Origin of the sequence: Amycolatopsis panacis, from assembly GCF_003600245.1 — a bacterium.
Lineage (GTDB): Bacteria > Actinomycetota > Actinomycetes > Mycobacteriales > Pseudonocardiaceae > Amycolatopsis > Amycolatopsis sulphurea.
In genome coordinates this window covers 63061-77212 of the sequence record NZ_QZFV01000054.1, presented here as the reverse complement: position 1 = coordinate 77212, position 14152 = coordinate 63061, and the positions used below count along the sequence as shown (strand labels likewise).

Sequence of the window (14152 nt, the reverse complement as noted above, 5' to 3'; positions counted from 1 at the left end):
CCCTACGCGTGGCCGTCGTGGGAATCAGCGGCACGACGGCCACGCAACACGACATAGACCGCGAGCGAAACCACGAAACCCGCGTAATAGGCCAGATCCGCGCCATGCAGCGCGGCAGCCACCGGTCCAGTGTAGACAGTCGTGTTCATGAACGGCACCGCGGCGGCGAACCCGGCGCCGAACGCGATCAGCGCCGCCCAGCTGCGGACCGGACGGTTCAGCTCGGCCAGCACCTCGACGCGGCGGCCACCCTGGGCGCGCCGCAACCAATCCGGCACCACCACGCCCAGGAACGGTGGGATCCAGTAGCTCACGAACAGCAGCACGTTCTCGAACTTCGCGGACAGATCGCCGCTGTGCATCCAGAGGATCAGTGCGAACGCCAGCACCGTCACCACCACCGCGGACACCGGACGGCGCAACCGCACCCCCACCGTCTGCAGAGCGAGCGAGCCGCTGTAGTCGTTCATCGCGTTGGACGACACCGTGACCAGCGCGATCACCACCAACGCCAGATCACCCGGCAGCCCGCCGCCGGCCAGTCCGGCCACCCCGGCGGCGGTCTGGTCGCCCAACGCGGTGCCGAGCGCGAGCCCGATGCCCTCGCCGAGCAGGTACGAAGCGACGAGGCCCAGCAGCGTGAACCAGAAGACCCCGGCAGGCCGGGTCGACGAAGGCAGGTAACGGCTGAAGTCGGCCGCATAGGGCGCCCAGGAGATCGCCAGGCTGAGCGTGATCGTCGAGAACAGCACGACCCCGCCCGCGAGGTCGCCGCCCGTCGCGGAATCGGTGAACGTGATCGGGTGGTCCAGCACCACTTTCACGGCCAGCGCGACGAAAGCGGCCACGAGCACCACGCTCATCACCGCCTGGACCCGGTGGATCACGGCGTAACCGAACACCCCGAGCAGGCACTGCAGCACCAGCACGATCAGCATCGCGGCCCAGAACGGCAGCCCGGTGAGTTCGGCCAGTGCCTCTCCGCCGAACAACCCGACCAGCGCGTCCCAGGCGATCGACCCGAGCCACTGCACCAGTCCGGGCAGCACCACGCCCCGGCCGAACGGCAACCGCGCGAGCGGCAGCTGCCCGGTACCGGTGTGCGGCCCCCAGGTGGACAGCCAGGCGACCGGCAGCGAACCGAGCAGGGTGCCGATCACCGCGACGACGAACCCGGTGCTGAAACCGAGCCCGAGGCCGGCCCCGAGCGTCCCGGTGAACACCGCGGTCATGGTGAGGTTGGGCGCGAACCACACCCCGGCTAGCCGCCACGGCCTGCCGAACCGGTTCGCCTCCGGCACCGGCGCGATCCCCCGCGCCTCGATCGCGAGATCCCCGGCCCACGACGGCATCCGTCCCCCGAAGACGTCCGCGTCGATCCCACTCATCGCACTGCCCTTCTCCCGGCTGTCCGGCGAGTGTGGTCCGCGGTTGGGCATTGCGCCAGGCCCGTGTGGCCTTCCCGACTCCGCCGTCACCGGCCCCTAGCCCTACTCGCGCGCGCCAGGCCAGCCGGGTGGAGACCTCACGTACCCTTGCGGCACAGGCGTTTCGCCGTGTTCACGCCGGACCTCCGGCATCCCTTTTGGGCGGTTCGATGACCTCGGTGGAGTACGCCCGGACAGCAACCGGCCCCTTCCCCGGCAGGAACCGGGAAAGGGGCCGGGGATTTCAGACGAGCAGCAGGAAGGGGAGACCGCTCGGCGAGCCGAGGCCGGTCACGTCGTCGTAGCCCTTCGTCGTGTGGATCGTCAGGTTCGGGTAGTCCAGCACGCGCGCCGACGTGAGCAGGCCCGCGGAGGCGTCCACCCCGTTGACGAAGTCCACCCGCTGCACCGCGCCGTCCACGTGCTGCACGTCGTTGATCGCCGACGTGCGTGAGGTCAGCTGGTAGAGCACCGGGTTGATGAACCCGTGGTGGACGTGGTCGAGGCTGTCGGCCACCGCCATCACCCCGGCGAACGCCGGCGATGCGAGGCTGGTGCCGCCGATCCGGTACTGGTCGTAGTACGCGCCGTCCGGGAAGGTCTGGGTCTGGCCCACCAGGAACCCGGTGTTCGGGTCGGCGATCGCGGAGATGTCCGGGACCACGCGGCCCTTCGCGCCCCCGGCCTGGTTCTTTGTGGACAGTGCGTCCGGCACGATGCCCTTCTGGTAGAAGGGCTGGCCGAACAGCTTGCTGGTGCCACCGCCCGCACCGCCGTTGAAGGCGCCGGGGAAGCCCGGGGTGTAGACGCCCTTGGTGAGCGTGGACTTGCCCGTCTCCCAGCCGGTTTCGAACAGCCGCCGGCCGTCCTTGCCGACCGCGAGCGAGGTGCCGCCGACCGCGGTCACCCACGGCGCGGAGGCGGAGAAGTCGGGCGAGGGCGAGCCCAGCCGGGCGACCTCGTCGCCGTTGTCGCCGGAGGAGAAGTACACGCCGATGCCTTCGAGCACGGCCTGTAGCGAGATCTGGTTGAACGCCTTGACCTCGTCCGCCGGGATGTCCTCGCCGGTGTCGCCGTAGGAGTTCGAGATGATGTCCGCCTTGTGCCCGGCGACCACGTAGTTCAGCGCGGTGTCCAGCGACAGGTCCTGGCAGTCCGCACCGCCGACGTAGAGGATGTCCGCCCCGGGCGCGAGCCCGTGCGCGGCCTCGACGTCCAGCGTCTCCTCGCCGTACCAGCCCGAGGCGTCGCACCGGTCCGGCGCTTCCTGGCCCGGAGTCGGCGGGAAGATGTGCTGCTTGAACTGCGCCTTGGTCAGCGGGTGCGCCGGGTCGTTGCGCCGGGCGTACTCGGACGCGTCGGCGTAGATGGTCGGCGAGGCGAACGCGTCGACGATCGCGATCGTGGTGCCCTTGCCGTCCGCGCCGAGCCTCGCCGCCTGGTCCAGACCATACGCCGAGCGCAGCTGCGCGGGGGTGTATCCGCATGGCGCATAGGGCAGCTGCTTGCCTTGGTAGGCCGGGTCCGTGGTGTCGGTCTTCTCGCCGTAGTACGCGCTGCACGGGCCGGAGTTGCGGAACCCCTTCGACGGCGGCGCGGTGGACGGGCCGCCCGCCTGCTGAGTGACCGGAGTGTCGGGATTGGTCAAGCCGTCGGTGTGATCCGGCTTGAACAGCCTGGTGGCCTGGTCCACGCCGATCACGCCGAGCACCGCGCCGGACAGCGACGCGGGCACGGAGAGGTTCTTGTCCGCGGCCCGAAGCGTCTGCCCCTTCACCGAATACTTGCCGAGCTTGACCGCGAACGCGCGCTGCACCTGATCGGCGGAGCCCGAGGCGGTCACGTAAGCCCGGTTGTCCGGCACCGCACCGAGGTGGAATCCGGCGCCGGAGAGCCAGTTCCGCACCGCGGAGACCGTCTGGTCCGAAGCGGCGAAGCTGTCGCGCACCTGGTCCGGGCTGAGATACCGGCGGAAAGCCGGACTGTGCGGATCGGACACGGCCTGTGCCGCGGATTCCGCGCCCGACTGGTCGCGCAGATTCAGGTAGACCCGGAAGTCCACAGTGGACGACGGCGGGGTGTCGGCGACCTTGGCCGCCGGATCGGCCCACTGCGGGTGCGATTGCGGAATGTCCGCCCGGCCCTGGGCCGAGGCCATCGCGGGCGTCGCGGTCAGGCCACCCACCACCGCGAGCGACAGGAACACGATGAGACTTCTTCGCACTGCCAACTCCCCTCGTGAAGCGCGGCCGGGCTCCCCCGGTCGCCCGCCCGAGACTAGGTGGGCACCCGGCCCCACGGTCCACGTCTTCTCCTCCGGTGCGGAACCGTTATCTGTCCCGGCGCGATTTCCGCACCGGGAATCCGATTCATCCGAAATATCCTGGGGGAATTGTGGAGGTCTCGGTGATAAATACGGATTCCGACTTCAGTCGGATGGCCCAGACCACCCCCTCACATCACCCGGACGATCACCGCGTTCACTCATCCCAGTGACGACGACAGCGGGGGATATGCCGACGAGAACCGGGCCGGTCGCCGCAACGGCGACGCGGCGAACCGAGGGGTGTCCGCCGGACGTGCGGGGTCCGAATCCGGGGTTCCGGCCGGTTCCCGGGCGACGATCACTTCGTGATCCGACACGGAGTACTGGCGATTCTGCTGGGCATGACGGCCGTGGTGCCGCACTTCGCCGGGGACAGCTGGCCGGTCGAGTTGTCCACGGTGGACGGTGACGATTTCGGAGTCGCCTACGCAGGCGCACTGAGAGCGGATGGCGCGGCGGGGGAAAGACCGGGGGTGCTGGTGAGCACCGAACATCGGCTCTCCTCCCCCGCGGACCGGGTGCGCGCCCGGGTCGACGCGGACCGGCCCGCCGGAGTCGAGGTGGACGTGCGCGGGCGGATCGGCGAAGACTGGACGGAATGGCTGCCGGCCGGGGAGCTGTTCCCGCGAGCGGTACAGGTGGTGCAGGCCCGGATCTCGGTGTCCGGCCCGGCCGCGGTCCGGGCGGTCACGCTGTCCGCCGATCGGGTCGCCCGGGTCGAGTCCCCGCCCAGCACGGTCGCGCTGGGTTACCGGATCTTCGCGACCAGAGAGGGGCTCGTCGGCGGCACCACGTCGAACGGGCACAAGATCGTCGAGCGTGACCACTTCGTCTCGTTCCCCTCGACAAAGTCGGTGTCGCCCAAGGGAACCGGGAACTACACCGCCCGGGTCTGCCTGACCGACGGCACTCGCTGCGAGTACGCGCCGGTGTGGGAGGTCGGGCCGTGGAACACGCACGACGACTACTGGAACCCGGCGGGCTCCCGCGCGCAGTTCCCGGAGCTGCCCCAAGGCGTGCCGGAGGCGCAGGCGGCCTACAACGACGGATTCAACGGCGGCAAGGACTCCCGCGGCCGCACGGTGCGCAACCCGGCCGGTGTCGACCTGGCCGACGGCACCTTCTGGGACGGGCTCGGGCTCACCGGCAACAGCTATGTCGACATAACCTACCTGTGGACCGGCGCCGCCACCGCGACCGCAATCGTGAGCACCGCGGGCGCCCCGCTGAACCTCCGCCCGAACCCCGCCACGTCCGCGGCCGCGATCGGCTACGCGGCGAACTACGCGCAAATACCGATCGAGTGCTCCGTCTCCGGTCAATCCGTCTCCGGCACGTACGGCACCAGCGCGGTCTGGGACCGGATCGGCCCCGGGCATTATCTGGCCGAGGCATATGTCCGCATCACTGGCGTGGTACCACCATGTGATGGGCTTGCCCGGGACCAGAGGGGCGGTTGAGCAGCCGGTCAGCAGTGTTCCGGCGGGCGGCAGACCCTCAGCGCCCCAGCATCCGGTCGGCGGCACTTGCGTGCGGCAGGCCCTCAGGCAAGGCCGCTTCCCTGCGCAGGTGCTTGCCCGCCGCGCCGATCGTGATGTGCCCGCCGGCGTTCGCGCAGGACCGCTCTTCCCAGCCGGAGCCCTGGGCGCAGAATCTGCTGCCGCCGATGGAGACCAGGCCGTGCCCCCGGCGGGGCGCGGCGGCGGTCGCCGTGACCACCGGCGACCATTCGGCCCCGAGCATTCCCCGCATCACGAAACCTTGCCTTCACCTCGGGGCTATCGATCACCGGGGTGTCCCTTCCAGGCAAGCCGGAAGGGACACCCGCGGTCAGTGGTGGTGCACGACGGCGTGGCCGAGGCCGCGGCCGATCATCCACCTGTTCACCGGGACCGTGAGCACGAAGGCGACGGCCAGGGAGATCGCCAGCGAGAGCCAGAACAGCCCGCTGGCGAGTCCCGCGTCCATCGCCCCCGGGATGGCCACGACGACGGTGTTGTCGACGATCTCCATCACCGCGATGGACACCGTGTCCGCGGCGAGCGCGACCTTGAAGGCCGCCGAGACGCCGAGGCCCGTCTTGAGCACTCCGCGCATGGTGAGCGCGTAACCGAAGACGAACGCGAGCGCGATCGAGAGCACGACCGTGGCCGCGTTGTGCAGCCCGAACGCGGTACCGAGGACCATGCCCAGCACTTCGCCGATCGCACAGCCGGTGAGGCAGTGCAGCGTCGCTTGGACAGCAGTGGCCCAGGATGCGCCGTGGCGAGTTTCGTTCATCGGTTCACCATACCCCCACGGGGTACCCATGTCAGTCCCGCAGGCCACGCATCGTGGTGATTTCCGCCTCCTGGGAGTCGGCGATCCGCTGTGCCATCGCCTTCGCCCCGGCGTCCTGGCCCTGCGCCAGCTCGGTACGGGCCATCTCGACCGCGCCGGTGTGGTGCTCGATCATCAGGCGGAGCCACGCACGGTCGTAGGCGGCGTCCTTCAGCCGATCGAGACCGCCGGCGTCGACCATTCCGGGCATTGCACCCTGCCCCATGGAACCGTGATCCCTCGGTTCCGCACCCCAGTCCCGGAGCCATTGGGCCAGCTGGTCGATTTCCGGCTGCTGGGCCTGCTCTATCCGCTGCGCCAGCTCGCGGACCTTCGGATTCCCGGTGTGCCGCGGAACGCCCGAGGACATTTCCACCGCCTGCCGATGATGCGGGATCATACCCTGCGCGAAGGTGACGTCGGCGGCGTTGTGGCTTTCCGGCGCGCCGCTCGAACACGAGACGAGCACGGCGGCGAATGCGGGCAGCACAAAGCCCGCGAAGATTGTGCGATTCATCGAATTTCCTTCACTGAGTATTGCGAATGACTCGAAAACGGGCGGATTCCCCGTTCCGATCAGATCCGCAGTACGCAGTGCGCGGCGAGCACTCCCCGGCCGGCCCGCCACGGCGACGCGCGAGCACCCGATCGCCCGCGGCCCGTTCCCGACGGCTGCGCCGCCGCTTCCCCTCCTCGACCCAGGAGGAACAGGGCCAGCAGCAGGCCGGCCGCCCCGAGCAGCACAGCCAGGCACAGGTGCAGCATCGAATGCACCCCGGCAGGATCAGCTGCGACCTCGTGTGACATCTCGTGATCGGATGACTCGTGACCGGACGACATCAGGTGTCCGGCCATCGTGACGTCCGCGTGGCCGGCCCCGCCCGTGGCCCCGTGCGGCGCCGGAAGGTGGTGCATGGCCAGCACTCCGAGCACCAGCACCACGAACGCCAGCCGCCGGATCAGCGGTGACTGGCGCGCCGGGGTACCCACGGGCTCACTGTAGCGCGATACCCCGTATGGGTACATGACGGGCGCCCACCAGAGCTGCCCCGGCCGGGTGATTGAACTCGCTTTCGTAACCCTTTGCGCACATCCGGTTGACCACCGTGAGCGGCGGCCTTACCTTCAGCTGCCAGAACAGGAACCCGAGGAACGGTGGGAATGCGAGGGCGGACGAAAACGCTCGTGTGCGGCGCGGCCGCGCTGCTGGGCGTAATGGTGGCTCTCGGCGGCTGTTCGGGAGATCCGGCCTCGGGCAGGACCCGGGTGGTGTTCGTGCCGAAAGTCGGTGGAATCGCCTACTTCGACGCGATGAACGCGGGCGGCATGCAGGCCGCACGCGAGTACGGCATCGAGTGGTCCGCCCGCGCGCCCGCCACGGTGGCCCCGGCCGCGCAGACCGCGATTCTGCGGGACCTGATCAACGAGCACGTCGACGCCATCGCCGTCGCGCCCAACGACCCGGCCTCGCTCGCCCCGGTCATCGCAGACGCCCGAGCGGAGGGCATCCACGTACTCACCACCGATACCGACGCTCCGGCGTCCAAGCGCGAGGTGTTTGTCAATCAGGCGACGCCCCAGGGCATCGGCACCGCCATGGTCGACGCGCTGATGGCCAAGACCGGCGACGCAGGCGAGTTCGCCATCGTCTCGTGTGGGCCGAGCGCGGCGAACCTCAACAACTGGATCGACCAGGAGACCGCGTACGCCGCACAGCGCTATCCGAAGGCCCGTCTGGTCGAGACTGTGTACGCCGGCGAGGACACCACTACCGCCACGAAGCTGGCGAAGCAGATCCTCGACCGGCATCCACACCTGACCGGGATGATCGGCCAGTGCACCACGTCCGCTCCGGCCGTCGCACAGGCCGTACGTGATCAGCAGAAGATCGGCCGCGTGTACACCGTCGGCACGGGTACGCCGCAGATGATGAAGCCGTACCTGCTCGACGGTTCGTGTTCCAAGACGGTGCTGTGGAACGTCGAGTCGCTCGGCTACCTCACCGCCTGGACTGCGAAGCAACTCAGCGACGGGACAGAGCTACGGCCCAGCAACGACGTGAGCCCGGAGCTGCCCGGCGTGAAGTACGACGCACACGACCACACGATCCTGCTCGGCGATCCCCTGCTGATCACTCAGAACAACGTGGACCAGTACAAGTACTGACCCGGCTTCAGCGCACGTCGACGGTCACTGTCGCCGTGCTGATGCGCGCGGGCAGCTTCGTCGTGTCGACCCGCAGGTACTCGCCGTCGTCCTGCTTGCCGTTCGGCAGGGTCTTGGCGTGCAGCGTGTACGGAGCCGCCGCGTTGGCCACGCCGTCGATGCCGAAGTCGTTGTCGTTGCTGATTACCAGCGTACGTCCGCCGTCGGTGGTGGCGACGCCCTCCACCTTGTCATGGCCGAAGAAGCCGCCACTCGGATCCAGCTCGGTCACCAGTGCGCCAAGGTCGAGGAACAGCTTCTTCGAAGACGGCTTCACGCCCACCTTCGCGAGGTCCTTCGTGGCTTCGTCCGTGGTGTCCTTACCCACGTACGCCTCAATGCTCTTCCCACCGTCGACGGACATCCCCTTCACGTCAGTCGCGCCGCGCAGGTCGATCTCGTACAGCTTCTTGTACGCACCTGGCTGGACCTTGCCGTCACGCTCGTCCACCAGGAACCGCGTCGGCGACAGCGCCGTGATCTCACTGACCGCGGTACCGGTGTCGGCCGGGTTGTCGAGCAGGTACAGATACTCGTGCGTGGCACGGGTTTTCAGGTCCACGGTGACGATCCGGAGCGTGGTCACGTTGCCGGGCTTCTTCATGAGATCCGGCTGCTGCAGGGCCGACTGCATGATGCCGACCAGCGTACGGCCGTCCGGGGTGATCGTCAGCCCTTCCATTCCCTTGTTCGGCACGCGGTTCTTCAGTTCCGCGGGCAACGAACCGTCGTAGGGGGAGAGCCGCTCGATCGCCCGGCCGTCCGCGCGGAAATGCGTGATGAACGGGCCGTACTCGTCGGAAACCCAGAACGTTCCGTCCCGCAGCGCGACCAGCCCTTCCGGGTCGTAGCCGTTCGGCGAGGCCGGCAGCGGCTTGCCGTCGAGATCGACGATCTTCTCCCCGGTGCTCGCGACAGTGTTGACCTGCCCGTTGTAGGGCGAGCCGTCCGCGGCGCGCAGCGGGATCCGCTTCTCCAGCACCGCTTTACCGTTGACGAGCCGGAATTTGCCGATGGCCGGGTCGAACGACGGGATCGGCTCGACCTTGCCGCCGTCCGGCGCGTCCACGTTCGGGCCACGGTCGGTGAGGCCGTAGACCTCGTCGCGGGAACCCGGCACCGAGGTGACCGCGGAACCGTAGGCGCCGCCGGCGATCGGCACACCGCCGATCGTCGCCAGCGGCGGCAGCGCGGTCGGGTAGAGGCTGACCGCGTCGGACACCGTGTAGGTGAACGAATCCCGCCCGGTGAACCCGGCGGCCGGGGCGTAATCGAACGAGCCATCGGCGCCGACGGTCACCGTGCCGTGCGCGGCCGCGGTGTGCCGGACCACCGCGCCGGCACCGTGCGTACGCAGCAGGTCGCCCTGCAGCGCCTGCCCGGACCGCACCCAGTAGTGGGCATCGTGGGTGTGCGGCCCGGAATGCCCTCCGCCGTGCGCCTCGGCCGTCCCGCCGGCCGCCAAGGGCAGCACCAGGATCCCGGCGGCCACGCCGATTCTCACGCGCTTCATCCGTTTGCTCCTCCTCCGGCACCGTCCGGCGCCGGAGGAAGTCTTGATGCCCGAGTTGGACAACGGCCGTCTTCAAGACGACGCCCGCGTTAACGAGCACGGCGTATCCGCGCGGCCACCGCGCCGGAACCGACCACGAGCAGGATCACGGCCAGCCCCCAGCGGCGCTGTTTCTGGATCCGCTTGTGCTTGGCCAAAGCCTTGTTCTGCACCTTCTTGGGGGTCGGCTTCGCCTTGCCCGAAGGCGGCTGGTGCGGTGGTGAAACGGGCGGCGGCGGTGACTCCGCCGCCGGCGACGGGGGTACCGGCGACGGCAGGGGTTGTAATGGTGGCGGGGCGGCCAGGACCGGCGGGAGGGCCGGGGCTTCCGTGATTTCCGGCGCTTCCTGCTCTTCCGGCGGGACGGGCGGCGGTGCCGGGGCCGGCGAGGGGGGTGGGAGCGTCGGGGTGGGAGGGCTGGGTTTCGTCGGCGGCACGAGCGTATGCGGCGGAGTGGGTGTCGGGCTCGGCGTGTGGGACAGGGTGGGTGTGCTCGGCGGCGTCGGTGTGGGAGTCGGGGTAGGCGTAGGTGTGGGAGTCGGCGTCGGGGTTGGAGTCGGCGTCGGTGTGGGAGTCGGCGTCGGGGTAGGCATGGGGGTTGGAGTCGGCGTGGGCGTCGGTGTGGGTGTAGGAGTCGGGGTAGGCGGCGCGGACGGCGTGAGGCAGCCCGCCCCGTCCGAACTCATCAGCTCCGGTCCGGTACTGACCTCCACCGGCTGCCCGCCGGGTGGCAGCCGGTAGGTCACGCTGCGGTGGCCGATCCGGTTCGCGGTCGCGTACAGCTCGTTGTCCGGCCCGAACACCACCGAGCCGTACGCCGAGGCCGCCGGGAACCGCGCGCCGGGCACCGGGCGAACCTCCCCGGTCGCCGGATCCACAGTGACCACCGTCGCGAGCCCCGGGTAGGGAACCGAGACGCCGTACAGCAATCCGTCGGACGGGTTGTACGCCAGATCGTCCACTCCGGACGCCAGCAGCCATGGGTGCAGCAGCCGGGGCGGTGCCGCGGTGAGATAGCCGGGGCTGCCCGGGTCGACGTCCACTGTGTACAGACTGGTCTCTCTCAGTACGTACCACGAGTTCCCGGACATCGCCCCTGCGACCGCGCCGGTGACCCAGCTCCAGGTGCCGTGGTGCCCGTCGCGGCCCACCGGGCCGAGGTCGCGCACCCGCCCTTCGTCGTCGATCAGCACCGCGTGCGAGCCGTCCCGGAACGGGCCTTCGGCCACCCCGTAGGTCACATTCTGCCCGGCGTGGTAAGCGATCGCGTTGAGTTCGTGACGGCTGGTGCCCAGCGGCTGCCGCGCGCCCGAGGGCAGGGTCAGCCGCACGATCGAGGAGGAGTGCCCGTCCGTGCTCTCCACCTGCAGCACCGGGCAGCTCGCGGGCGCCGCGGCCGAGCTGCGCCCGGGCGGGCCGAGCAGCCCGGTGGCCACGAGCAGCCCCGAGACGGCGGCCGCGACGGCCACCACACTGAGGTACCGGCGCACGGCTCAGCCGAGCCGGGCGACCGCGGAGGTGAACGCGTCCGGGTGCACGCTCGATCCGCCGGAGTACGGGTTCTGCAGCTGCAGGATCGCGTACAGCAGCAACGCGATGGTGCCGGCCAGGGTGGACACGATCACCAGGTGCGCGGCCATCCGCGTGCCGCCGAACAGGTTGGGCAGCAACACGAAGATGATGCCGCCGAGGATCAGCGCGAACCACATCACCGCGCCCACGCCCTGTTCCTCGGCAGCGTTGAGCCGGTTCTGCCGGGACTGGTAGGTCTGCCAGAGCTGGTCGGTCGCCTCGTTCTTGCGGTCGGTCTCCCAGTCGTCGGAGGCGGACGCGGCGGCGACCACGCGGCGCATCTGGTCGAGCTGGGACCAGCCGGTGGCCGGGATCGGCCCGTCGGCGGCCAGCTGCGGCCATTCCTGCTGCGCCACCGTGTTCACGTACGCGGTGGCAAGCGCGCGTACCTGCGCGCCGGTGTCGCCGGGAAGCGCCTCTGCGGCCCAGGTGGCCGCGACGAGGCTGTCCGCCTCGGCGTAGGAGTCTTCCCGCGCGCTCGACACCCCGTCGAACAGCGAGATCAGCACGAAGGCGACCAGTACCGCGTACAGCCCGCCGACAATGGTGAACACCTGACCGGCCGCGTCATTGTTGTCGCGCCGTCCTTCGTCCCAGCCGAAGCGCCGAACCAGGTAACCGATCACCGCGGCCACCACGGCCGCGCCGATCACCCAGAACACACCGGTCAGGTAGACGTTCATCCGTGTCCTTTCGATGAACCAGGGGAGAAATCGATCCGCGGGCCGGCGTTCCACGGCCGCGGCGGACGTGACGCTAGCCAGCCCATTGCCGACCGGACAACAGACGGAGCGACGATTCAGCCGGGTGGCCGCGCGGACCCCGCCGCGATTCGCCGGTTTGGAGCAGTGCAACCCGCCGGATCCTACTGAAACCGTTACCCGCCAGTGAAAATCGCTCGATTTCCGGCCGCCGGAGACCGGGGCGGGTTACGCCCGCCGACGCACGGTGACCCGGACGGGCGGCCCCGGCGCCCGGCGGACACGGCGGATGTCCGGAATCGGGCCCCGGCGGGCGGGTGTCCGGACCCCGGCACCCGATCGTGTGATTGTCGGGCCGGGCCGTCTTGCTATGTTGATTCGCGGCGCCGATGCCGAATCGCATTCCGCGAACCTCGACCGATCAATTTATCGATAACACATCAGGTCCGCGCGCCGGACAATTCGACGTTAGGTGGTTTTCACTGTGACCGTCACGGACCCCGTAGACACCGCTGGTTCCGGAAATGCCGAACAGCCGCAGCTGAGTCTCGGCCGGGCCGCGGCCCGCACCATCGCGACCACGACCAAGTCCGTTCCGCAGATGCAGGGGATCTCCTCGCGCTGGCTGCTGCGGGCGCTGCCCTGGGTCGAGGTCTCCGGCGGTGCGTACCGGGTCAACCGCCGGCTCAGCTACTCCGTCGGCGACGGCCGGGTCACCTTCGTCACCACCGGCGAGCAGGTCCGGGTGATCCCGCCGGAGCTGGGCGAGCTGGCCCCGCTGCGCGGGTACGAGGACGAGGAGGTGCTGGGCGAGCTGGCCGGCCGGTTCGTGCAGCACGAGTACCAGCCGGGCGACGCGCTGGTCGAGTTCGGGCATCAGGCCGACCAGGTCTTCCTGATCGCGCACGGCAAGATCAGCAAGGCCGGCCCCGGCGCCTACGGCGACCACACCGTGCTCGGCACCCTCGCCGACGGCGACTACTTCGGCGAGGGCGTGCTGACCAGTGCGGACGGCATCTGGGAGTACACCGCGCGGGCGATCACCGCGTGCACCGTGCTCGCCCTGCCGCGCAGCGAGTTCCAGGGCGTGCTGGACCGGTCCGAGACGCTGCGCGCGCACCTGCAGAACCACGTCGCCAACGGCGAACTCGACTCCAACGACCACGGTGAAGCGGCGATCGACGTCGCCTCCGGCCACGACGGCGAACCGCAGCTGCCGGGCACGTTCGTGGACTACGACGCCTCACCGCGCGAGTACGAGCTGAGCGTGGCGCAGACCGTGCTGCGCGTGCACAGCCGGGTCGCGGACCTCTACAACCAGCCGATGAACCAGATCGAGCAGCAGCTGCGGCTCACCATCGAGGCGCTGCGCGAGCGCCAGGAGCACGAACTGGTCAACAACACCGACTTCGGCCTGCTGCACAACGCCGACTTCGCCCAGCGGGTGTCCACCCGCGCCGGCGCGCCCGGCCCGGACGACTTCGACGAGCTGCTTTCGCTGGTGTGGAAGGACCCCGGGTTCTTCCTGGCGCACCCGAAGACGATCGCCGCGTTCGGCCGCGAGTGCAACCACCGCGGGGTGTACCCGGACTCGGTGGACCTCGGCGGGCACCAGGTGCCGGCCTGGCGGGGCGTGCCGATCCTGCCGTGCAACAAGATCCCGATCACCGAGACCCGGACCAGCTCGGTCATGCTGATGCGGACCGGGGAACAGGACCAGGGCGTGGTCGGGCTGCATCAGACCGGGCTGCCCGACGAGTACCAGCCGGGCCTGAACGTGCGGTTCATGGGAATCAGCGAGCAGGCGATCATGTCCTACCTGGTGAGCGCGTACTACTCGGCCGCGGTGCTGGTGCCGGACGCGCTGGCGGTGCTGGAGAACGCCGAGATCGGCCGCGTGGACTGACATGCCCGGACCGGCCACTCCCCCGCGCCCGCCGGAGGCGGAACCACCGAAGCCCCCGGTGCTGCCCCCTTCGGTGTCCGGCCCGACCGGGCTGGGCACCACCGCCGCGCGCATTCCGCCGCGCCCCACCGGCGCCGAGAAACG

Annotated in this window: 12 protein-coding genes; 3 read left to right on the top strand and 9 right to left on the bottom strand. The window is 69.7% G+C overall.

The features are described from left to right. Positions 1 to 2: 2 nt before the first annotated feature. Together D5S19_RS04260 and D5S19_RS04255 are read right to left on the bottom strand one after the other, a co-directional pair. Positions 3 to 1388: a purine-cytosine permease family protein gene (locus D5S19_RS04260; RefSeq protein ID WP_120022051.1), complete on the bottom strand. Its 1386-nt coding sequence runs from the start codon at positions 1386 to 1388 to the stop codon at positions 3 to 5. 283 nt (positions 1389 to 1671) lie between these two features. After that, positions 1672 to 3651, bottom strand: coding sequence for a S53 family peptidase (locus D5S19_RS04255; RefSeq protein WP_120022012.1), 1980 nt, complete (start codon positions 3649 to 3651; stop codon positions 1672 to 1674). Positions 3652 to 4058: 407 nt separating this feature from the next. Here D5S19_RS04255 and D5S19_RS32865 point away from each other — a divergent pair, with 407 nt between their 5' ends. Continuing rightward, positions 4059 to 5213 carry a hypothetical protein gene (locus D5S19_RS32865; RefSeq protein WP_120022011.1) on the top strand — a complete coding sequence of 385 codons (1155 nt, stop codon included), beginning with the start codon at positions 4059 to 4061 and terminating at the stop codon, positions 5211 to 5213. Between the two features lie 37 nt (positions 5214 to 5250). On the opposite strand, the gene D5S19_RS04245 is transcribed toward D5S19_RS32865, so the two are convergent. The 4 genes from D5S19_RS04245 to D5S19_RS04230 all read right to left on the bottom strand — a co-directional run bounded on the left by D5S19_RS04245 (position 5251) and on the right by D5S19_RS04230 (position 7062). Further along, a complete protein-coding gene (locus D5S19_RS04245; RefSeq protein ID WP_147397332.1) occupies positions 5251 to 5505 on the bottom strand; it encodes a hypothetical protein in 255 nt (84 codons plus the stop codon). A gap of 78 nt (positions 5506 to 5583) precedes the next feature. Beyond that, positions 5584 to 6033: a DUF4396 domain-containing protein gene (locus D5S19_RS04240; protein ID WP_120022050.1), complete on the bottom strand. Its 450-nt coding sequence runs from the start codon at positions 6031 to 6033 to the stop codon at positions 5584 to 5586. Positions 6034 to 6064: 31 nt separating this feature from the next. After that, a complete protein-coding gene (locus D5S19_RS04235; RefSeq protein ID WP_120022009.1) occupies positions 6065 to 6589 on the bottom strand; it encodes a DUF305 domain-containing protein in 525 nt (174 codons plus the stop codon). A 59-nt stretch (positions 6590 to 6648) separates the two neighbouring features. Then, positions 6649 to 7062, bottom strand: coding sequence for a DUF6153 family protein (locus tag D5S19_RS04230; protein ID WP_120022008.1), 414 nt, complete (start codon positions 7060 to 7062; stop codon positions 6649 to 6651). A gap of 171 nt (positions 7063 to 7233) precedes the next feature. On the opposite strand from D5S19_RS04230, the gene D5S19_RS04225 reads away from it, so the two are divergent. Beyond that, entirely contained in the window at positions 7234 to 8238 is a 1005-nt protein-coding gene (locus D5S19_RS04225; protein WP_120022007.1) for an autoinducer 2 ABC transporter substrate-binding protein, read from the top strand. A 7-nt stretch (positions 8239 to 8245) separates the two neighbouring features. On the opposite strand, the gene D5S19_RS04220 is transcribed toward D5S19_RS04225, so the two are convergent. The 3 genes from D5S19_RS04220 to D5S19_RS04210 form a co-directional block, all read right to left on the bottom strand. Continuing rightward, on the bottom strand, positions 8246 to 9790 hold the full coding sequence (locus tag D5S19_RS04220; protein ID WP_120022006.1) for an esterase-like activity of phytase family protein: 1545 nt from the start codon (positions 9788 to 9790) through the stop codon (positions 8246 to 8248). Between the two features lie 89 nt (positions 9791 to 9879). Then, the gene (locus D5S19_RS33510; protein ID WP_199730334.1) at positions 9880 to 11319 is read right to left on the bottom strand and encodes a DUF6923 family protein; all 1440 of its coding nucleotides are present in this window, start codon (positions 11317 to 11319) and stop codon (positions 9880 to 9882) included. Between the two features lie 3 nt (positions 11320 to 11322). After that, positions 11323 to 12084 (bottom strand): bestrophin-like domain, encoded by a 762-nt coding sequence (locus D5S19_RS04210; protein WP_120022005.1) that lies wholly within the window; start codon positions 12082 to 12084, stop codon positions 11323 to 11325. Between the two features lie 502 nt (positions 12085 to 12586). Here D5S19_RS04210 and D5S19_RS04205 point away from each other — a divergent pair. Further along, positions 12587 to 14008 (top strand): family 2B encapsulin nanocompartment shell protein, encoded by a 1422-nt coding sequence (locus D5S19_RS04205; RefSeq protein ID WP_120022049.1) that lies wholly within the window; start codon positions 12587 to 12589, stop codon positions 14006 to 14008. Positions 14009 to 14152 lie beyond the last annotated feature (144 nt).